This is a genomic window from Undibacterium sp. Tian12W, from assembly GCF_049339405.1.
GTDB lineage: Bacteria > Pseudomonadota > Gammaproteobacteria > Burkholderiales > Burkholderiaceae_D > Undibacterium.
The window spans coordinates 1-20,362 of sequence record NZ_JBMPPK010000038.1 but is presented as its reverse complement, the minus strand read 5'-3'; the positions used below and the strand labels follow the sequence as shown (position 1 = coordinate 20,362).

The window sequence follows — 20,362 nt, the reverse complement described above, 5'->3', positions numbered from 1 at the left end:
AGGGGCTTGCCCCAACCTTCCCATCGCCATCAGCGCCGTGCTGGCGCTGGAACCGCAAATCATCTCCTGGGCAGAAGAATTCGCCCGCAAAGAAAACGCACTCTTCCTCGGTCGCGGTCTGCATTACCCCATCGCCCTCGAAGGCGCATTAAAACTCAAAGAGATTTCCTATATCCACGTCGAAGCTTACCCGGCAGGTGAACTCAAACACGGCCCCCTGGCCCTGGTCACCAAAGAAATGCCGGTAGTGACCGTCGCCCCCAACGACACCCTGATAGAAAAACTCAAATCCAACATGCAAGAAGTCCGCGCCTGCTTCGGCGAACTCTACGTCTTCGCCGACGCCGACTCCCGCATTACGTCAAGCGAAGGCGTACACGTGATCCGCCTGCCAGAATACTATGGCCAGCTGTCACCGATACTGCACGTGGTGCCGCTGCAATTGCTGGCCTACCACACGGCGCTGGCAAGAGGGACGGATGTGGACAAGCCACGCAACCTGGCAAAAAGCGTGGCTGTTGAATAAGGCAGGTCATTGAGTTATGAAAATGAGTTATGAAAACACCCCAAAAAGTTGGTCGCAAGCTTGCTGACGATGTTTTGCCCGCTTCGGTTTTGCGTAAAGTGGGTGCACATCAGCTTGTAAGCAATTATTACCGTTGTAAGTTTTGCTATTTTATTTGTTTTCATTTTGCTATTTGCATTAACATCAACTTTTTATTAAAAGGGGATTTTTATGAAATTTCTTACAATAATGATGACGGCTGGCGTGGCCATTTTTGGCCTATGCGCCGGGGTAAGCTCTACAGTGTCTGCTGCGACAGTGGACCATAGCAATGCTGGTTATATTGATGGGGTCAGTTTAAACCCTGACAGGATGAGCTATACCGTGTCAGGTTGGGCTTGTGCTAAAAACTATACCGGTTCCATTGACGTTGATCTCTATTTTGGTGGTCCTTATGGAACGGGCTTCCCGTACGGTCGTTTCCAGGCCAGTCAATCCAGTGAACCAGGCGTGGCGGCGGCCTGCCAATCAACGGGTGCTGCCTATCGATTCAATATCTTGGTCAACAACAGCACGGCAAAGGCGCAGGCAGGTAAAACAATTTTTATTCATGGCATCAATCCCTGGAATGGCCAGGACGGTGTCATGAATACCGTGATCGGCAATTCAGGTAATGTGTCCTTGCCGACGCTCCCTGTGGTGCAGCATGATATTCGCGGATACATCGATGTTGTCAGCAAACAGACCGATGGTTCCGCACTGGTGAGCGGGTGGGCATGTGTGTCAGCCTATGATGCATCGATACAGGTCGATCTCTATGCAGGTGGTCCCTTTGGCACGGGTACCAGCATGGGTCGTTTCAGCGCCTCTATTGCCAGTGAAGCTGGCATCGCGGCAGCATGCTCGGCCTCGGGCAGCAATTATCGATTTTCCATCCCGCTAAGCGCGTATGATGCAATCAGGTATGCAGGGAAAAGTGTTTGGATGCATGGTATTAATCCCTTTGATTCCTCGGGCGCATCCAATTTGGTGATTCCAAATTCTGGCTATCTGCGCTTCCCCGAGATCAACTTGATCCGCGACCCCTTGGCGGATGCTGGCGTGAGCCCGTATATCGCTACACTTCCCGCTGCCGAAACAGCCCTATGCAAGTCGAACTGGGCCGCTGCAGGAAAGTTAACCAGCGGAGCACCCTGGGGCTTTGTAGAAATTGCGGAACTCACTTATTTCTGTAAAAACCCTGCTAATGCAGCCCCTAAAGTCCCTGGACAGCCCTTGGTCTATCGCTCTGCTGATGCATCCAAAGTAATTGCCATGAACCCCGGTGGAACCGCCATAGACCAGGAACGTAGCATTGATTTCACTATTGATACTTCTAAAGAATGGCGTCAGGGATGTAACCTGAGCCTGCCGGATAGCAGTGGAAATAAGCCGCAATATGGAGGCAGTGCCTGGAATTGGCCACACTTGCTGATGCAACAGGACATTCAAAATCCTGAAATGCCTTCAGCGCCCTTGGACATGACACGATTTGGCACAATGACACTCGGCGCTTCGATAAAACTTGCCAGTAGCGAAAAATCTCCCTCGACCTATAACGATGCCCAAGGTAACTGCACTTCAGGCACGTGGGGAGCAGGCAGCTATTTTTCCAACCATGAGATTTTCTATCTCAACGTGGTATTGCGAAACAAATCGGATAATTCCCAAATTTATGTATTGGTTCCAACTTTTTACTCAGAAGACGGAAGCAAGGCAATCCCGCGGACTGTGGGTTGGATAGGCAATGATCCTCTCGCCAAAGACGCCACCTATTTTGCCCCTGGCCTGCCGATTTTGCAATTAGGACAATGGGTCGATTTTTCTGTCGACGTGCAAGATATCGCCGCTAAAGCGATCACTGCCTATAATGGAAAATTCGGCACGTCCTACACAAAGTCGAATTTCACGCTGGCGAGCTTTTTTATGGGTTACGAAGTGTGGGGATCTTATAAGGCTAAGGTGCAGGTGAAAAACCTGTCCTTAAAGGTGCGTTAAACCTGCCGAGTTTGTGTTGAATAGTCATATTACTAGCAGTGATTGTTAAATATCATCCTGTTACTGTGTAAGACTAACGACGCATCCCTTGCCAAACGCCAAAACACCCCGCACAGCAACATTATGCGGGGTGTTTTGTTTTTGGGAAGTGTTCAGGTCAACGCTGTGGGTGCCTGATGTGCAGGAGTATTGATTCCGGCAATCAGTCTGCACCGACTGGCTAACTTCAGCTTGTTTCCCTAATCCATCCATTTTAACCACAGATAAAAGTAGCGCTATGCCGTGTCAAATTTCAGTGCTAATTATTAGTCTGCTCAACAAGCTTTGCTGCAAATCCAAGAAAAGACGGATAATAGCGACCACACGATTTTGAACACTCTTCTGGAACTGCCCCATGGAAATTAAGGTTAACTTTCTCGATAAGCTTCGTCTTGAAGCCAAGTTCGATGATTTTACGGTGGTGGCTGATCAGCCTATCCGTTATAAGGGGGATGGTTCTGCGCCTGGTCCTTTTGATTACTTTCTGGCTTCGTCGGCCTTGTGTGCGGCTTATTTTGTGAAGCTGTATTGCAATACCCGCAATATCCCTACTGAAAATATACGGCTGTCGCAGAATAATATTGTCGATCCTGAAAACCGTTATGCGCAGATTTTCAAGATACAGGTGGAATTGCCTGCGGATATTTCTGCCAAAGACCGTGAAGGTATCTTGCGTTCGATCGACCGTTGCACAGTTAAAAAAGTGGTGCAGGCCGGGCCGGAGTTTGTGATTGAAGAGGTCGAGAACCTGGATGCGGATGCGCAGGCCTTGTTGACTTTGAACCCTTCTGCGGATGCGGCTACCTCTGTATCTACCTACATTCTGGGCAAGGATTTGCCGCTGGAGCAGACCATTGCGAATATGTCTGGCTTGCTGGCGGGCTTGGGTATCAAGATAGAGATTGCTTCGTGGCGCAATATTATTCCTCATGTGTGGTCGCTGCATATACGCGATGCGCATTCGCCCATGTGTTTTACCAATGGCAAGGGCGCGACCAAAGAGAGCGCGCTGGCATCGGCCCTGGGCGAGTATATCGAGCGCCTGAGTTGCAACCATTTTTATGCGGGTTCGTTCTGGGGTGAAGACATCGCCAACGCGGCCTTCGTGCATTACCCGGAAGAGCGCTGGTTCAAGCCTGGCAAGAGAGATGCGCTGCCTAAAGAGATACTGGATGAGTATAGTCGGGAGATTTATGACCCTGAGGGTGAGCTGCGCGGCTCGCACTTGATCGATACCAATTCTGGCAATGCAGAGCGTGGTATCTGCTCGCTGCCTTATGTGCGGCAGTCAGATGGTGAGGTCGTTTATTTCCCTTCCAACCTTATCGAAAACCTGTACGCCAGCAATGGCATGAGTGCCGGTAATACGCTGGCTGAAGCGCAGGTGCAATGTCTGTCCGAGATTTTTGAACGTGCCGTCAAGCGTGAAATTCTCGAAGGTGAGATGGCCTTGCCCGATGTACCGCAAGAAGTGCTGGCGAAATATCCTGGCATTGTGGCTGGCATACAGGGTCTCGAAGAACAGGGCTTCCCTGTACTGGTGAAGGATGCATCGCTGGGTGGACAATACCCTGTCATGTGCGTGACTCTGATGAACCCGCGCACAGGTGGTGTGTTTGCGTCCTTTGGTGCGCACCCCAGTCTGGAAGTGGCGCTGGAACGTAGCCTGACAGAGTTGCTGCAAGGCCGCAGTTTTGAAGGCCTCAATGATTTGCCTCAGCCTACCTTTGTCAGCAATGCGGTGACTGAACCAAATAATTTTGTTGAGCACTTCATCGATTCCAGCGGTGTGGTGTCATGGCGCTTCTTTAGTGCCAAGGCTGATTACGAATTTGTTGAATGGGATTTTTCTGCTGAAGGCGAAAGTGCAAACGCCGATGAAGCCGCGACCTTGTTTGGCATACTCAAAGAGATGGGCAAAGAAGCCTACATGGCTGTGTATGACCACTTGGGCGCAACTGCCTGCCGCATCCTGGTGCCCGGTTATTCTGAAGTTTATCCGGTTGAAGATTTGATCTGGGATAACACCAACAAGGCCCTGTTGTTCCGCACTGATATCCTGAATCTGCATACGCTGGACGATGAGCAACTGGAAGACTTGCTGGAGCGTCTGGAGAATAATGAGCTGGACGAGTACAGCGATATCGCTACCCTGATAGGCATAGAGTTTGACGAGAACACGATCTGGGGCCAGCTTACTGTGGTTGAATTGAAGCTGCTGATCAATCTCGCCTTGCAGGACTTTGAAGAAGCAAAAGAGCTGGTCGAAACCTTCTTGCAATACAACGACAATACCGTTGATCGCGGCTTGTTTTATCAGGCCCTGAATGTGGTGCTGGAAGTGACGCTGGATGACGATCTGGAACTGGATGATTATGTCGTCAACTTCCGCCGTATGTTTGGCAACGAACGTATGGATGCGGTATTGGGTTCAGTCGATGGCAGCGTGCGCTTCTATGGCTTGACACCAACCAGCATGAAACTGGAAGGGCTGGACAGGCATGCGCGCCTGATCGACAGTTACAAGAAACTGCATGCGGCGCGCAGCAAGTTTGCTGCATCGAAGTAAGCTGCTCATGTATGACTGGTCTGCAATGATGATGTTCATTGCAGACCAGGCTGGTGCATATCCAATTGCATATCCACTCGTCTATCCACCCTCATATCCACTCGTCTAGCTAGCGACGAACGTCAGGTCAATGCTCTTTCCCCAGGCCGCAAGGTTAATACCTGCACACCGCTTTTTGTGACGGCGACCGTATGCTCGAACTGGGCGGATAATTTGCCGTCCATGGTGACGACAGTCCAGCCGTCATCTTCTGTGCGTACTGCGTGGTGGCCCTGGTTGATCATGGGTTCTATGGTGAAGACCATGCCTTCTTTTAACAACATGCCAGTGTTGGGTTTGCCCCAGTGCAGTACCTGTGGCGGTTCATGCATTTCCTGGCCTATGCCGTGGCCGCAATATTCCCTGACGACGGAGTAACCGCTGCGCTTGGCGTGCCGTTCTATGGCATGTCCTATGTCGCCCAGCCTGGCACCGGGGCGCACGGCTTTGATGCCTTTCCACATGGCTTCATAGGTCACTTGCACGAGCCGTTTGGCTGATGGTGATACTGCGCCGACGAGATAGGTTTTGCTGGAGTCGGCGATGTAGCCATTTTTTTCCAGGGTGATGTCGAAGTTGACGATATCCCCATCCTGCAAAATTTCTGCCGGGGACGGCACGCCGTGGCAAACCGCATTGTTGCGCGAAGAGTTCAGCGCATAGGCATAACCGTATTGCCCCTTGCTGGCCGGGCGCGCCCTGAGTTCATTGACGATATAGCTATCGACGAGGTCATTCACCTGCATGGTGGACATGCCAACCAGGTTCAGGGTGTCGAGGTGGGCAAATACGCTGGCCAGCAATTTGCCAGATTCTGCCATCAGGGCGATTTCTTCTGGACGCTTGGTCATGCCACTGCCGCCCGGAAAGACTGTGCCTCATCCACCCCGGCGGCACGTAACTCGCGCACGACGATTTCGTTAAAACTCAGGGTAGGATTCATTTCGCACAACATGCCTATCTTGATCCAGAAGGCGGCTTGCGCATTGATGGAGCGACAAGCTACCGCGCTTGCCTTGCGTATCTGGTCGTGCAGATCGTCGTCGATGTTGACTATGCCCATGTGGCACCTTTATATATGAAACGTATATGAATTGTATATGCTTCACATGCAAGGATGCAAGCAGCTTTTTGAGTGTAAATCTTGCCAGGGATGTGCTGCCGCGTGATTTTGTCATTGCACTCTGGTCAACAAAGGCACTTGCCTATATAGTCTGGCATAGCCAGTTCTGGTGTTTTACTGACAAGTTTGACTGGCAATGAGTTGACGAGAATTCTGTTACCTCCTGCATCCATCAAAAAAAGGAAGAGAATATGGGACCGACCAAGATCATGATCATCCGCCATGCAGAAAAGCCTGGCACTTATGGCGCAAATGTTTATGGTGGCGTCAATTTGCTGGGGGCCAGCGATAATGAGTCCTTGATTACGCTGGGATGGGAAAGGGCAGGTGGTATTGCCAGTTTGTTCAACCCCAGCTATGGTCAGTTCCAGAATGCAGAACTGGCTGTGCCCGATTTCATTTACGCATCCAATCCCGCGATTGTTGCTGGCAAGGAGCCCAGCCAGAGACCGTATCAGACTATCTCTGCACTGGCTGCGAAGTTGAACCTGACGCCGAATACTTCTTTCGACAAAGATCACTATAAACATAGCGATGGCATGGTCGCCAGCGTGCTGGCGCAATTGGGTACGGTGCTCATCTCCTGGCAGCATGAGGACATCTGGCAGGGTCCGGGGCAGGACTCGGTGTTGAACGAATTGCTCAAAAAGACAGGCACGGCCAACTTCTCGAATTTGCCGACACAGCCGTGGCCTGGATCACGTTACGACATGGTGTTTGTGCTCGACAGGCCAAGTGGCACGGGTGTGTTTACTGCTTTCACGCAGGTGCCGCAGATGCTGCTTGCGGGTGATAGTACTGCACCGTTTAAATAGCCTGGCAGTTCGTTATGGCAAATTATTAAAGCCAGCCTGCATCACTGGCTATCCTGTACGCTTCGCCACGGTTCCTGACGTGCAGTTTGCCGATGGCGTCTGACAGGTAATTGCGTACTGTGCCTTCGGACAGATGAATTTGCCTGGCGATGTCGGCATTGCCTGCGCCTGAGCCTGCCAGGCGCAGTACCTGGCGCTCACGTTCTGACAAGGGGTCGTGCGGGCCGTTCCAGCCTTCCATGGCGAGTTCAGGCGCAATCACGCGGCCACCGGCCTGTACGGTACGTATCGCTGCTGCCAAGCTGTCTGAAGGTGAATCTTTGAGCATGTAGCCGCGCACACCGCTGGCGGTGGCACGGCGAAGGTAGCCAGCGCGGGCGAAGGTGGTCAGCATGATGACTTTGCAGGGCAGGCTTTGCTCTGCAATGCTGGCGGCCAGCTCCAGCCCTGTCATGACGGGCATTTCTATATCCGTCAACAAAATATCCGGGTACTCTTGCTGACAGACTTCCAGCGCTTGCTGGCCATTGCTTGCCAGCGAGATGACTTGCATGTCAGGCTCAAAGCGCAGCAGGGCGGCCAGCGCACCCGATACCAGCGCATGGTCTTCAGCAATCACTATGCGTATCATGCCGCACCTTTGACAGGTAGTGAAATTACTATGCTCAGGCCATTTGCCTGATGGATATTGATGCTGCCCTTCAAGGCGTGTATGCGTTCTGTCATGCCGCTCAGGCCACAGCCTTTTCTGATTGCCCCGTTGGCTTGGACGGTGCCGTCATCTGCGATAGTGAACCTGATATTCTTTGCATCTGACGACAGCGTGATCTTGCATTTGCTTGCCCCGGCGTGACGGATAATATTGGTGACGGCTTCGCGCAAAGCAAGGGCGATGACATTTTCCAGTGATGGCGGGATGCTGCATTGTTCAATCAGGGCCGTCATGTTGACACCGGCTGCCTGCAAGGCTGTTTTTGCTGCATTTAATTCTGCGTTCAAACTGCTGGTGCGACAGTTGCGCACTGTTGTACGCACTTCTCTCAAGATGTTACGCGCACTGTGTTCTATGTCTATTAATTCGTGGGAACAGGCACCTGAATCAGTGTTGATCAGTTTGCGCGCCAGGTCAGCTTTCAAGACGATGACTGACAAGGTATGGCCAAGCACATCATGAATATCGCGGGAAATTCTTTCACGTTCGGCGACACGGGCCTTATTGGCGATCTCTTCATGCTTCAAGAGTAATTGATCGTCTGTGCGGCTATGCTTGTCGAGCAAGATACTGACCAGGCCAACCGGGATGCAAAACAGCAGCGCTGGCAAGAGAAAATCAAACGGTAACTCCAGGGCGGCATTTGCCATCAATAAAATTGCACACACTATCGACAGACCAGTGCAGGCAGCACGGGTATTCTCCAGGCGCTGGCACATGCCAACACCGACCATGACAAATGCGGCAGCACCGGCATTGTAAGGTGCCCACAAAATACCTGTCATGGTGGCAGCGATGATGCAGGCCAGCATGCGATTGCCATTTGCCTGCAAGCTGTATTCAAACAAGATGATGAAGCCAGCCAGTGTCGCGATGACCATCAGCAGTTCGGCTGTTTGCGGGATAGTGCCAGTGTATTTCAATAAAAAGAAGGCAGGCAAGAGCAGCCAGAAAAAGGACGATGTTTTAGCTTTTTCAGTTCTGACATTTGCATCGCGCATCGCATTCTTTGTTTCAGGCAAAGGCACTGCAGATGCAGTGCTAAAGTCGCCGGTCTTTTTAAACGCTAAGTTCACTTTGGCATTCCTTTTAAAGCACACGCAAAAAATACATGGCTCAGGCCGCTACCGTCGCGCGTGAGGCTGTGATCATGACATTGGCCATCACACCATATACGGTGGCCCACGCATCCCTGGTTTCGCTGGTGAAGCGATCACCCAGGCCTTGCCCCAATGTTTTAAGCAGTGCAGCACCAACTGTCTGATAATGTGATTCCTTGACGCCGTAACCGTCATGGCGCACAGCCAGGCCCTGCAGTACTGGCACCAGATTATCCAGGTCATTGAGCTTGCCCACCGCTGCACCTATCATCTGCATGAGTTTTCTACCCTGCTCTGTCATGTCACCACGGAACATGGGTTTGAGTGAGGGGTCTGCGGCAAACAGGTTTTGATAAAACAGGGCGGCTGCTTGTGGGGCGATGGTGGCGACTTGTTTCCATGAGTCTTGTACAAGCGTGACGGTGTGTTGATTCATTTTTAAACTCCGGTTGAAATGATTATTGGATTTACTGAAAGTGGATTTGCTGAAAGTTAGTCTAGTCTGCCGTGGCAGCCTTGCTTTGGTACATCTGCAAGTCAGCAGCTTGCAGCCAGGCCTTGGGTGGGCCCTGGGATGTATTCAATTCAGCAAAACCAAGCGCAAATTCCAAAGGAATGGCTACCTGTTCCTGTGAAAAATTCATTTGTAAAACAGGTGTGGCCTGCAATAATTTATTGATGATGGTTTGCGTTTCCTGGGCATTGGTATGCGGCAAAATCACGGCGAACTCATCACCACCAAGTCGCCCCAGTATGTCGGTGGATCGCAAATTGTTTTGCAGATAAACAGCAACCAGTTTCAATGCCTTGTCGCCAGCCTCATGTCCATAATTGTCATTGATCTGTTTAAAGCGATTCATGTCCAGCACGATCAGCGTGGTTGGTACTGCATAACGTACCCATCTGTCCCATGCCGTATTTAACTCAGCGATAAAACCACGGCGGTTCAACAGGCCTGTCAGTATGTCGGTGCGATTTTCAATTTCCAGATCAGAAATAAAGCGTTTCAGGCGCGATATTTCTTCCATGAGTGCAGCGGTATTCTTGCTGTCATCTTTAGCGGGGCGCATATATTCTTTGCCATTGCAAACGGGCGCTGCACAGTTGACATGTGGCGTATGTTTTTTATAAATAAGTCTTTGCGTAGCTTGCATACAATTTCTTTTCATAAGCGATGAATGATGACCTGGCTAGTGGACTGTAACAGTGAAATCGAGAGTGAAGGACATGTGCCCGGCGCATCAGGGCAAGATGCAAAACACAGCGATAGCGGGGCTATCGCGAGTATTTGCAACGCAGCCATGATCGTCGCGCACATGGCAGGCACTCCGATTTTCACTGTTACAGTTCACTAGTATTGGCGAAGGGCAGATGCATTGTTAGATACAAGGCTGTGCTTTCCGCATGAATACAAGAAATTTTCAGAAAGTACGGCGTGCTCAAGGATTGTTCAGTAGAGTCTGATCATGCTTTAGCATGGGACGAAGTATGTTGGAGAGGGGATTTTGCAGATAGATACAAGCACTGCTTTTGTCGGTAGATACAAAATAAAAAAACGGGGATTTCCCCGTTTTTTTTGTGCGTCATCTTATGGAAAAGCGCTAATAGAAACCACGCAAATAAAAACAGAATGCAGTCAATGACTGGCGCAGAGGGTCAGTCAGCGGTATCGACGTATTCACGCACACGCCATTCGAGACCAGTGCAATCTGTGGTGTATCGGCTTCTTCCAGCAAGGGCCAGTTGGCGCGGATTTGTGTCTGTATTTCTTCTGCGCTGATTTTGCCCGGGAGGGGCAACCAGTAACTATAACCACCTGGCATATCAGCGAGTTTGACGGTATTGCCCAACACCAGCCGCAGTATGGATAAATATTCACCTGTGCGTGTTTTTAATTGCTGGCGGTATTTGCGCAAGTGTGGCACATGGCTGCCCTGTGCCAGAAATTCTGCCAGCACGAGTTGTGATAATTCATTGACACTGCTGGCCGATGCGCTTTTCAAATACTCTATGCGTTCACGCCAGCTACCAGCGGCCAGCCAGCCTATGCGCAAACCGGGTGCCAGGGTTTTGGAGCAAGAGTTGACGTAGATGACATTGCCTTTGAGATCAAAGGATTTCAGTGTCAGTGGCCGTGCACCGTCATGCTGCAGGTCGCCATAGACATCATCTTCTATGATGGTGACGCCATGTTTTTCTGCCAGCCTCAAGAGATTGCGTTTCACTGGCAAGGGCATCAGTGCACCAGTGGGAAAATGGTAATTGGCGACCAGTAAAAAAACCTTGGGTGGATCTTCACCTTCCAGTATGGCCTGTACCTCAGCCAGAAATTCTGGTGCATCCACGCTGCTGTGCACAGTCACCGGTGTCAGGGTGAAGGTTTCCAGCAGGCGGCTGTACAGGACGCTGACAGGGGCCTGCACCAATACCTTGCTGCCAGCCTCGCTGGTTGCACGCAAGGCCAGCAGCAGGGCTTCTGTCGCGCCCTGGGTTACGATCAATTCATCTTCCTTGAGGAAGCAGCCGTTTTCTGCACTGCGTTTGGCCAGCTCAGCACGCAGGCGCGGGTGACCATAGGCCTGGGCATGGCGGGTAGATAAAAAGGGATGGCGGCGTATCACGCTGCCCAGCAGGCTTTGCCAGCGTTGTTCAGGGAACAGGTCTTCTGCCGGACCCCATTTGAGCACATTGGCAGACATGTTTTGCAAATCTGCCTGAGTATGTGCAGCAGGCGCCACGGCTTCTTGCTTCGCTGGCGGTTTAACAAAATAGCCAGCTTTGCCACGGGGTTCAACCAGGCCTTTTTCTTCCAGGGTGTGCAAAGCATTAGTCACAGTGGCAAGACTGAGCTGATGCTGCTGCATGAGTTCACGTACTGAAGGCAGGCGCGCATTGGTCGCCAATTTTTTGCTCAATATCGCATCAGCCAGTTCATCTGCCAATATTTGATACTTGTTCTTTGTCACAAAAAATCCTCAATTTTGCAAGAATTAACCAGGCTGCACGCTGATGTACTAAGGGAAGGGCGGCAATGGAGTCTGATGAAATCTTGCTGCAATATTGCCTGCGATACTTATAACATATCCGGTATGGGCTTGCGTATCAAATCGTAGTTCTGGCCGTGCATACTGAAGTATGTATATGCCTGTGCCGGGGTGCTGATTTCTTCTATGTCAGTGAGGATAAGGGATATACTAAGCAACAAATCCGCTTTCAAGTTCATACAAGTCCTCAGATTGTTATCCCTAAGTGCCAGAATCTCATAATGACTAAAGCCCCAGCAGAAAAAACGGCAAAATCAGGCCCTTCTTCCCGCGCACCTAATAAAGCCCAGCTCGCAGCGGCTGAGCAATGGTTGATGACCATTCAAGACGATGTCGCCGGGCTGATCACGTCGGGCTGGGCGGCGGCCATTGCTGCCCCTGGTGATCTGGCGGTTGATTTTTACCGTCATCTGTTTGCTGCAGCGCCTGCGGTGATTGAATTATTTGCCGGTGACATGACAGAGCAACAGGGTCGCCTGACTCACACGCTGGAAGAAACCGTGGCGCTGGTACGTCAGCCTGAACATCTGTTGTTGTTATTGCGTGCATCTGGCGTGCGGCATCATCATTACCAGGTACAGCAAGCTTATTTTGGTGTGATGCGCAATATCTTGATTGATACTTTGGCGACCCGCGGCGGTGCCGGGTTTACAGCTGCGCACCGTGCTGCCTGGGAAGGATTTTTCGATAATATGGCGACCATCATGCAGCATGGTATGGCCAGCGCTGCAAAAAATTAATTGAGAGCTATTGCCGCATGATCAGCTGTCTTTATGAGCCTGCCTTGATACGTTCGCCTGCATTGTATTGCGCGTTTTTATCTGTCGCATCGATCTTGCCATCAAAGCGTTCAAGCATGGCAAAACTGGCAGCATCTGCCCCTTTGATCAATTTTCCATAATAGAAAACCTGGCGTGAAGTTTTTGCATATCCCATCGCCAGATACTGCAATGAGGCAGCATCGTCTTTGCTGATGACATCGCCACGGTAATAGACCTTGATGCCATCAATAGCATAGCCTTGTTCTATTGTTTTGAAGTTATCGTAGCTGACGCCTTTGATACTGCCGTTGACGGTGTAGCCATCGACGTAATAAATTTTTGTACGGTCCCTGGCATAGTGGGCGTCTATGGGGGCAAAGCTAAGCCCGTCACTGCCTGCAATTTCATTTTCGCGATAATAGCCGCGTAATTTATCTTTGGCAAAAAAATGATCCAGTAGCACAAAGCTGTCAATATCTTGCACCGGCACGATCTTGTCTTGCCTGAACAGATGTGATTTATCCCTGGCCAGATAGCCATCGCTCATCATGCGAAAGCTGGCAGGGTCGGCATCCCGTATCTTTTTGATGACCGTGCGTTTGATGCTCCAGTATTCTTTGCTGTCACGCTCGGTGTCGCAAAAAAATACCATGGACTTGTCCTTGGCATAGTATTTACTCAGGACCTGGAAACTGACACTGTCGCTGGCATCGTTGCCGTTAAAAATAGGTGTGCCACGGTAATAGGCATAACGCGTATCTTTGGCAAAATAATCGTCTATGGGCGTGAAGTTGACGGGCTCATGCTGGCTGTCAATGACCACGCCGTCGTAATGCCATTTGCCCTTCTTTTTGTAATAGGCAGATTCATTACCGCAACCGAACAGGAAAGAGACGATGCCCATGAGGATGACCCAGGGTGGATATTTTTTGAGCTGCCTTAACATCTGCCTGAATCCGGGTTCAGTAAACTACGCAGATAATTTGAGTACCTTGACAGACTGCTCAAGCCAATGAAGTCAAGAGTCTGGGCAAGTGTGTTTTCATTGGCAGGTGAAACCTGCAATTGCGTGTACACAGTATCAGGATCGATCTGGCAGCAGTAGCGAAAGAACAGGTTTGGTTGCTGCCCTGCAAAGTGCTGCGCAACCCCTACCGACGCATCTATCATGACGCGGGGTTCCTGCCACTGCTGGGCCAGCACACCTATCGCCTTGATCTGGCTTCCTGAGGATTCTATGACCCAGGTCGCCTTGTCACCGCTGATAGAGGGCAAAAATCTCGCCATGCGTATTTGTTCGAGCAAGCCAGCCAGGCTGGTGTTGGCAGGAACGGCAATATTTTCTGCATGCGACACGGTGTCGTCACCTGCGTGCACGCTGTCCCTGTCGATACGTATGTGCAGCATGGCTTGTTCCGCATACCTGCGCGGCTCTTGTCGCGTATTTGACTTGTATCGCCAGCCATAGGCCAGGCCCAGGACAGCGAGACATATTATCCAAAATGCCAAGTCAGACATCGTTTTCTCCCTGATGCTTAAGTGTGGATTCTGTGTCGATGAAGTGTGGATTAACGATGCCTGATCATGGCAAAAGGAATCAAAATGCTGCAGAAACGCCGTCGATACGGTCGAGGCGGATGACGATGCGGCTGGCTTGCTGGTTGCGTCCTATGACGTATTTCTCATCCAGCGCAGTAACGACCATGGCGACATTGGTGCCACTGGCATGCACGGTAACACCCTTGTTTTTCTCCTTGCTTTCCAGCAGCGTGGCACGCAGCGGGTCTTTTTCACTCGCAGAACCCGGATCAGCAGCGCCAGCACTACCCGTGGCAACGACGGACGTGATGACCAGTGCCTGCAGCAGGTGTGTCAGTTTCAGACGGGTCAGTTTGATCATGATATGTCTCTTTCTTGGTTGCTTGATATGGTTTGAATTAAAGCCTGGCAAGTTTGCACCTTGCCGTTGGTTAGCGATAGATACAAGCCTTGGTCTAGTGAATAGATACAAGGGAATTACAGGAGAAACACAAGGTAAAAATAATGTTTTCTTTCGTATATTTCTTGAGCGAATCTGCAAGACAACATTCTCAGGGCAACTGCGCTTGCCAGATACAGTCTTTCACAGACCGGGCCAGAACTCAATATGCTTAATGTCATATAAAAAACTGACGGGCGACACTTACTTTACACATCCAGGCTTGTGATGATGCTTGCCAGATTTGAAATTTGTATCTTCATTTTATTGCGGCAGGGTGCATTTTTCATATGTTCATGTCGCTTCGTCAGGAGAAATAGTATGAAACTGCATCAAAAGTTACTTCTAAAACTGTCCAGTGCATTGGCTTTTGGCTGTTGCCTGGCTATCACTTCAGTAAGCGTCATCTCATTGTCTGTACAGACAGCAAATGCAGCCACCAGCCCGGCTCGCATAGGTTTTTCATCCAAGACCGTGGGTTTTGAAGCCAGCAATGCACGTAATGCGGGTTCGATGGAGTATGCACTCATAGAATTTATTACCGAAGCCGGCACGACAGATGCGTCGGTGGCGATCACTGTCAGTAGCAGTAATCCTGCACTGATTAGCGTCAGCAAAGTTGCTGTCGCTAATGCATTAGGTAATTATTTGCTGGCAGTGCCCGCCAGTGCACCTTCAGGCACCGCCACCATTACGGCCAGCGCGACGGTAGCGGGTGTAACTTATACCCGTTCACGGGTATTTGTCATTACGGCGGCCAGCACCAGCATCCCGCCGGTTTCTGGTTCATCGACTATCACCAGGGCGACCACGCCGACGATGAATGCAGACCAGTCCGGCTGTGCTGTCATCAACTATTATGATGTCGGCGTGGGCAAGGCCTATACCGCATTGGGCCAGTTGCCCTGGAGTTTATTGAAAGGCTGTGACACGGTCAGGATTTATGCCAAGCCAAACAATCTGCCTTACCATGAAATGATCTTGATTTCAGCGGGTACCAATCTGACGCCAACGGCACCGAATAAATTCATGCGTGTGATCGGTGTACCTGATCCTGTGACTGGTGCGCGGCCCATCATTGATGGTGCGCCAGATGCTCAGGGCAAGCTGGCAACACAACTGGAGACACTGCCAGGCCAGGCTGCCCGCACCCTGCAATATCATGACAATGCCAGTACCACGCGTGCGCTGTATAAACTGGGCCTGGTCATGGTGGGGCCACAGGCTGGCTACAACTACAATAATGGGCCAGTGGGCTATATCGGCATCGAAAATCTCGATATACGTAACTCTGTGTATGGCAATTCCTTTTCTGATGCACAGGGCAAGAAAACAGACAGCTATGCGTCTTTCGGCACTTGCCTGTTTGTCGAAGCCGCAGCACATCTGGTGGTGAAAAATAATGTCATGCACAATTGCGGTAACGGCCTGTTCATCAATTCCAAAAACGGTACTCTGGTGGAGTTGTCGCAAGATGTGCTGATCGAAGCTAATACCTTCTACAACAACGGCAATGCACCTATTGCCAATGTGACTAACGGTTACTCCGAACACAATAGCTATACTGAAGCACGCGATATTATTTTCCAGTATAACTACTTTGGTGATGTGCGCCCTGGTGCTTTTGGCGATTGTTTGAAAGACCGTTCATCTGGCCTGATTGTCCGCTACAACACTTTTGCATCCAGCTGTGGTCTGCAACTGCATCTGATGGATTCTACCGGTGGCAATGCACTTATCTATGGTGAACCAAACTATGCATCGACCTATGTCTATGGCAATTTGTTTGAAGTGACGCCAGGCAGTAATAACACCAACCTCGTCAATTATGGTGGTGACAGTGGCCTGACAGCAAACTACCGTCAGGGCACCCTGTTCTTCTACAATAATACGATGGTGGTAAGGGGTGACGCTACCCATGGTATTTATCCCGAGACACTGATGTTTAATCTGGGTATGCCCAATGCGGTTGCTGACGTCAGGAATAATCTGTTCTACGCATTGCCAGTGACACCCGGTGCACCAGGAAAAGTGCAGGCCATGGCACTGGGCAAGGGTACCGTCAATATGACGAATAACTGGGTCTCACCAAACGCCGCGCAGTATTGGGAGGGGCATCTGACAGGTGCAGTCGTGAATGGCTGGAGCAGCAATCTGGGTGGCAATAATAATCCGGTATTGGCGAACGTGGCACAGCATGATTATCGGCCAGCTCTTGGTTCACCCCTGATCAATGCGGGCAATGGATTGGGTAATCTTACGTCCAACTTACTGCCAGTGGCACAACCAGGTGCGGTAATCTTGCGCAAGCAGGATGGCATGATAGACATTGGTGCGTTTGAATTTTGATGAAGCGATGATTCAGTCATCGTCGATATTGCAGATGTAAAAAAGCCCGCTGCTTGCATGACGATTAATGCAAGCAGCGGGCTTTTATCTTTTGCTTGTTCTATGAACAGGTCGTCACAGGATTGCCGCAATATGAACCAGGCGGCATCCATGCTTTCGTGTTTTTATATTGTATCTCCAGCCATTCACCATTGCAGCTTTGTACTGATGCGCCTGCCTCTGCAGGGATTTTTCCTGTCATTGCGCTCTGTGCCATCGGGCTGGCACGCAGGCTGACACTTGCTTTTGCATTGATGCCAGTCAGGGGTGCGTATACCCAGCCTTCTCCTTTGAAATATACTTCGCCGCCCACGCCGCTGACCTGGCGAACCCGCAGCCATTTTCCGGCAGAGCCTGTGATTTCCATTTGTGAATCACTGTCTTTGATAGTGGCTATCACCTTGTGTTCAGAACCCGGGCCGTTGCGGATATTGCTGCCTTTGGTGTCAGGATCAATGGAAAAAACTTTGAGCTTGCATGCGGTCACTTCAGGCTCGGCATGCGCCACATTGCTGTACAGCGCGCTGCTCAGGAGCAGTAAGCTGCAAAAACAGCAGGCGCTAGTTTTAGATAGAGAGAGTGGCGTATTCATAGTCACCGCAATTGGGTGTAAAGGTATTAAGTGGATGGAAAACCAGCGCGAAAAGTCTAGCATGCTTTAACCACGGCCAGACAGGAATTGCAGCAGATAAGACAGTTGAATTGAGTTCTGGCTCTTCAAAGAGTGAAACGCTAGGTAATCGCAGCTATGCCAGTGTTTTTTCTTGATGACAGCTTATACTATGCGTCATCCCCCCAAATAAATGCCTGCGCAATGACTACCTCCACGATCCAGAAAAAAACTGTCCTGCAAGCCACTGATCTGACTTTTCAATATCCCGGCCACTCTTTGTTCACAAACTGGTCGTATGACATACCCGCAGGTATTACGCTGGTGCTCGGTGGTGATGGCCGCGGCAAGACCAGTTTGCTGCAATTACTGGCAGGTGAATTAACTGCACAAAGCGGGCAATTGCAGATAGGGGATGTGGCCTTGTCTGCGCAGCCTGAGGTATACCGCAACCAGGTATTCTGGGTAGATCCACGTACGGATGTTTATGATCAGATGCCAGTACCTGATTACTTCGCTACCGTGCGCAAGGCATATCCTGGTTTTGACGACGTCATATTGAAGCAAGCCATAGAAGGTCTTGGTTTGACACCGCATATCAACAAGCAGATGTTCATGTTATCGACAGGCAGCAAGCGCAAGGTCTGGCTGGCGGCAGCTTTTGCTGCCGGTGCGACCATCAGTTTGTTGGATGATCCTTTTGCTGCACTGGACAAGTCATCGATAGAATTTATCACGGCCATGCTGAATCAGTTTGCCGGGGACGCAGCCAGGGCCTGGGTGCTGGCAATGTATGTGAGGCCGCAAGGCCTGGCCTTGTCTGGCGTGATAGATTTAGGAGACTGAGTTAGGTGACTGAGTTGGGTGATCGAGCTAAGTAGGCGAATTCAGTGCATTGCATTCGGGTAGCTCACAATAATGCTCAGAGCTTCTGTCCCCGTTTGTTTTATACCCACTACTGCACCCTTGTACAAGTATGCGGCCATGCCCGCTTTCAGGGTGGCCGTCTTGCCATCTGAGGTCACGCGGCCTGTACCGGAAAGCACATAATAAACTTCGTCATGGGCAATAGGGTGCAAACCTATTTCTGCGCCGGGGTGCAGGATGCGTTTCCTGAATTCCATACTGCGCGGTGCAGGTGCTGCATCACTGATGCGGTAAGCTGTGGACATACCTATCGCGCCGTGGGGCGGTGGTTCATCGCGTTTGACTTCTTCTTCATTGATAATGCTCATGACGGGTGCAGTATCCGCTGCTGCGGCCATGCATGTATTGCTGTTTGCCACCAGCACGCAGCAAAATAAGGTGAGCGCTATTTTCATTGATACCTCTGGCTATGTGTTTTGATTTCCTGCGCTGGCAAATTCTGCTACCAGCAAGTCGATGAACAGGCGAGTGCGTAGCGGCAGGTAGTGGCGCGATGGATACATGACTTGTATCGGTGCGCTGATATCTGCCCACTCCGGTAAAACTTCAAGCAACTGGCCGCTTTTAAGGGCCGCTGCCATGTCCCAGCAAGAACGCCTGACCAGACCAAGACCCGCACATGCCCAGTCATGGGCCTGTTCGCCATTATCGGTCAGCCAGTTGCCGCGTACCCTGATTGTTTGTTCTTCGCCAGATGTGCTGGAATGAAAATGCCAGTCTGCGTGCATGGCTGCCGATGGCTGCATGAGTATGCAGCTGTGCTGCAACAAGTCGGCAGGTTTAATGGGTTTTCCATGCCTGGCGAGATAGGCCGGGGCAGCGCAAACGATGCGCCTGTTATCTGCCAGTGTGCGCGCAAGCAGGCGTGAGTCGGTATTGGCCCCTATCCTGATGGCGCAATCGTAACCGGATGCGACGAGATCAATGAGCTGGTCGCTGAGCGACAGTTGCACCTGCAGGCCGGGATACTGGCCTGCAAATTTCGCCAGTGCCGGGCCTATGTAGTGTCGCCCCAGAGCGACTGGCGAAGACACCCGCAGCATGCCACGCGGTTCTGCCTGGCCTTGTCCCAGTTCAGCTTCTGCATTGGCAACATCCAGCAAGATGGCCTGGCAGCGCTCGAAATACATCGCCCCTTCTTCGGTCAGGCTCAGGTGACGTGAACTGCGTTGTAGCAGGCGTGTGCCCAGCGCAGCTTCCAGCCTGCTCATGCGCTTGCTGCCTACGGCTGGTGAAAAGCCGAGTTCACGGCCCGCAGCAGACAGGCTGCCACTCAGCACAGCCTGGACAAACAGCTTCATATCGGCCAGTTCTATCATGCGTAAATACCTTATCTTTTCCAAAGTGGAATAGATGCTTTGATTATTAAGTCTATTTTCAATTAATTGGAATGGTAGCACAGTAGTGTTCAGGCGAATTTCGCTTTACAACTTAGTGAGCTAGCAATGAAAGGAAATATCATGCATGCCAAATTTTTAGCAGGTCTTGGTTTATTATTAAGCATTAAGGAATCTCTGATTAAGTCCCCGAGCAATGATTTAGAAACGTTAATATAAGCCTATCCTCATTGAATCCCGAATGCCATGAAACAGACAACATTTGCCGAAGGTGGCTTTGAACGCTATGCCAAGACGACGAAGCGAGCAGTGTTTCTATCAGAGATGAATCAGGTCGTGCCATGGGCTATGCTATGCAAACTGATAGAGCCCCATTAT

At 50.7% G+C, this 20,362-nt stretch carries 22 protein-coding genes and 1 pseudogene; 9 read left to right on the top strand and 14 right to left on the bottom strand.

Going from position 1 to position 20,362, the window contains the following annotated elements:
- Window positions 1-13: 13 nt before the first annotated feature.
- From ACO0LI_RS29395 to ACO0LI_RS29380, 4 genes and pseudogenes are all read left to right on the top strand, one after another.
- Window positions 14-526, top strand: a pseudogene (locus ACO0LI_RS29395) (SIS domain-containing protein); the annotation flags it as partial.
- A gap of 29 nt (window positions 527-555) precedes the next feature.
- Window positions 556-834 (top strand): hypothetical protein, encoded by a 279-nt coding sequence (locus ACO0LI_RS29390; protein ID WP_423037347.1) that lies wholly within the window; start codon window positions 556-558, stop codon window positions 832-834.
- 43 nt (window positions 835-877) lie between these two features.
- Window positions 878-2,542 carry a hypothetical protein gene (locus tag ACO0LI_RS29385; protein WP_423037345.1) on the top strand — a complete coding sequence of 555 codons (1,665 nt, stop codon included), beginning with the start codon at window positions 878-880 and terminating at the stop codon, window positions 2,540-2,542.
- 394 nt (window positions 2,543-2,936) lie between these two features.
- Window positions 2,937-5,150: an OsmC domain/YcaO domain-containing protein gene (locus ACO0LI_RS29380; RefSeq protein WP_423037343.1), complete on the top strand. Its 2,214-nt coding sequence runs from the start codon at window positions 2,937-2,939 to the stop codon at window positions 5,148-5,150.
- Window positions 5,151-5,272: 122 nt separating this feature from the next.
- On the opposite strand, the gene map is transcribed toward ACO0LI_RS29380, so the two are convergent.
- Entirely contained in the window at window positions 5,273-6,040 is a 768-nt protein-coding gene (gene map / locus ACO0LI_RS29375) for a type I methionyl aminopeptidase (protein WP_423037341.1), read from the bottom strand.
- A complete protein-coding gene (locus ACO0LI_RS29370) occupies window positions 6,037-6,252 on the bottom strand; it encodes a ParD-like family protein (protein WP_422949141.1) in 216 nt (71 codons plus the stop codon). Before ACO0LI_RS29370 ends, map begins: the two co-directional genes overlap by 4 nt.
- A 68-nt stretch (window positions 6,253-6,320) precedes the next feature.
- Between ACO0LI_RS29370 and ACO0LI_RS29365 the strand changes: the two genes are divergently transcribed.
- Together ACO0LI_RS29365 and ACO0LI_RS29360 are read left to right on the top strand one after the other, a co-directional pair.
- Window positions 6,321-6,452 carry a hypothetical protein gene (locus ACO0LI_RS29365; RefSeq protein ID WP_423037339.1) on the top strand — a complete coding sequence of 44 codons (132 nt, stop codon included), beginning with the start codon at window positions 6,321-6,323 and terminating at the stop codon, window positions 6,450-6,452.
- A gap of 51 nt (window positions 6,453-6,503) precedes the next feature.
- Window positions 6,504-7,127 (top strand): hypothetical protein, encoded by a 624-nt coding sequence (locus tag ACO0LI_RS29360; protein WP_423037337.1) that lies wholly within the window; start codon window positions 6,504-6,506, stop codon window positions 7,125-7,127.
- A 25-nt stretch (window positions 7,128-7,152) separates the two neighbouring features.
- Here ACO0LI_RS29360 and ACO0LI_RS29355 read toward each other — a convergent pair whose 3' ends face one another.
- From ACO0LI_RS29355 to ACO0LI_RS29330, 6 genes are all read right to left on the bottom strand, one after another.
- Window positions 7,153-7,758, bottom strand: a complete 606-nt coding sequence (locus tag ACO0LI_RS29355; RefSeq protein ID WP_423037335.1) for a response regulator transcription factor — start codon at window positions 7,756-7,758, stop codon at window positions 7,153-7,155.
- Complete coding sequence (locus tag ACO0LI_RS29350) at window positions 7,755-8,915, bottom strand: sensor histidine kinase (protein WP_423037333.1); 1,161 nt, start codon at window positions 8,913-8,915, stop codon at window positions 7,755-7,757. The genes ACO0LI_RS29355 and ACO0LI_RS29350 overlap by 4 nt, the downstream gene beginning before the upstream one ends.
- A 40-nt stretch (window positions 8,916-8,955) precedes the next feature.
- Window positions 8,956-9,375: a globin family protein gene (locus ACO0LI_RS29345; RefSeq protein WP_422949137.1), complete on the bottom strand. Its 420-nt coding sequence runs from the start codon at window positions 9,373-9,375 to the stop codon at window positions 8,956-8,958.
- Between the two features lie 61 nt (window positions 9,376-9,436).
- The gene (locus ACO0LI_RS29340) at window positions 9,437-10,009 is read right to left on the bottom strand and encodes a GGDEF domain-containing protein (protein WP_423037331.1); all 573 of its coding nucleotides are present in this window, start codon (window positions 10,007-10,009) and stop codon (window positions 9,437-9,439) included.
- 531 nt (window positions 10,010-10,540) lie between these two features.
- A complete protein-coding gene (locus ACO0LI_RS29335) occupies window positions 10,541-11,905 on the bottom strand; it encodes a PLP-dependent aminotransferase family protein (protein WP_423037329.1) in 1,365 nt (454 codons plus the stop codon).
- A gap of 107 nt (window positions 11,906-12,012) precedes the next feature.
- Entirely contained in the window at window positions 12,013-12,162 is a 150-nt protein-coding gene (locus tag ACO0LI_RS29330; protein WP_423037327.1) for a hypothetical protein, read from the bottom strand.
- 42 nt (window positions 12,163-12,204) lie between these two features.
- Between ACO0LI_RS29330 and ACO0LI_RS29325 the strand changes: the two genes are divergently transcribed.
- Window positions 12,205-12,723, top strand: a complete 519-nt coding sequence (locus ACO0LI_RS29325; protein WP_423037325.1) for a globin domain-containing protein — start codon at window positions 12,205-12,207, stop codon at window positions 12,721-12,723.
- Between the two features lie 31 nt (window positions 12,724-12,754).
- Here ACO0LI_RS29325 and ACO0LI_RS29320 read toward each other — a convergent pair whose 3' ends face one another.
- The 3 genes from ACO0LI_RS29320 to ACO0LI_RS29310 all read right to left on the bottom strand — a co-directional run bounded on the left by ACO0LI_RS29320 (window position 12,755) and on the right by ACO0LI_RS29310 (window position 14,644).
- Window positions 12,755-13,690, bottom strand: a complete 936-nt coding sequence (locus ACO0LI_RS29320) for a DKNYY domain-containing protein (RefSeq protein WP_423037323.1) — start codon at window positions 13,688-13,690, stop codon at window positions 12,755-12,757.
- Window positions 13,684-14,262, bottom strand: coding sequence for a hypothetical protein (locus tag ACO0LI_RS29315; protein WP_423037321.1), 579 nt, complete (start codon window positions 14,260-14,262; stop codon window positions 13,684-13,686). The genes ACO0LI_RS29320 and ACO0LI_RS29315 overlap by 7 nt, the downstream gene beginning before the upstream one ends.
- 79 nt (window positions 14,263-14,341) lie before the next feature.
- Entirely contained in the window at window positions 14,342-14,644 is a 303-nt protein-coding gene (locus ACO0LI_RS29310) for a hypothetical protein (RefSeq protein WP_422974580.1), read from the bottom strand.
- A gap of 399 nt (window positions 14,645-15,043) precedes the next feature.
- On the opposite strand from ACO0LI_RS29310, the gene ACO0LI_RS29305 reads away from it, so the two are divergent.
- Window positions 15,044-17,071 carry a hypothetical protein gene (locus tag ACO0LI_RS29305; RefSeq protein ID WP_423037319.1) on the top strand — a complete coding sequence of 676 codons (2,028 nt, stop codon included), beginning with the start codon at window positions 15,044-15,046 and terminating at the stop codon, window positions 17,069-17,071.
- A 100-nt stretch (window positions 17,072-17,171) separates the two neighbouring features.
- Here ACO0LI_RS29305 and ACO0LI_RS29300 read toward each other — a convergent pair whose 3' ends face one another.
- Window positions 17,172-17,702: an SH3 domain-containing protein gene (locus tag ACO0LI_RS29300; RefSeq protein ID WP_423037317.1), complete on the bottom strand. Its 531-nt coding sequence runs from the start codon at window positions 17,700-17,702 to the stop codon at window positions 17,172-17,174.
- Window positions 17,703-17,924: 222 nt separating this feature from the next.
- On the opposite strand from ACO0LI_RS29300, the gene ACO0LI_RS29295 reads away from it, so the two are divergent.
- On the top strand, window positions 17,925-18,566 hold the full coding sequence (locus tag ACO0LI_RS29295) for an ABC transporter ATP-binding protein (protein ID WP_423037315.1): 642 nt from the start codon (window positions 17,925-17,927) through the stop codon (window positions 18,564-18,566).
- A gap of 41 nt (window positions 18,567-18,607) precedes the next feature.
- Here ACO0LI_RS29295 and ACO0LI_RS29290 read toward each other — a convergent pair whose 3' ends face one another.
- Together ACO0LI_RS29290 and ACO0LI_RS29285 are read right to left on the bottom strand one after the other, a co-directional pair.
- Window positions 18,608-19,042 carry a cupin domain-containing protein gene (locus ACO0LI_RS29290; protein ID WP_423037313.1) on the bottom strand — a complete coding sequence of 145 codons (435 nt, stop codon included), beginning with the start codon at window positions 19,040-19,042 and terminating at the stop codon, window positions 18,608-18,610.
- Window positions 19,043-19,054: 12 nt separating this feature from the next.
- The gene (locus ACO0LI_RS29285) at window positions 19,055-19,966 is read right to left on the bottom strand and encodes a LysR family transcriptional regulator (RefSeq protein ID WP_422949126.1); all 912 of its coding nucleotides are present in this window, start codon (window positions 19,964-19,966) and stop codon (window positions 19,055-19,057) included.
- Between the last annotated feature and the right edge of the window lie 396 nt (window positions 19,967-20,362).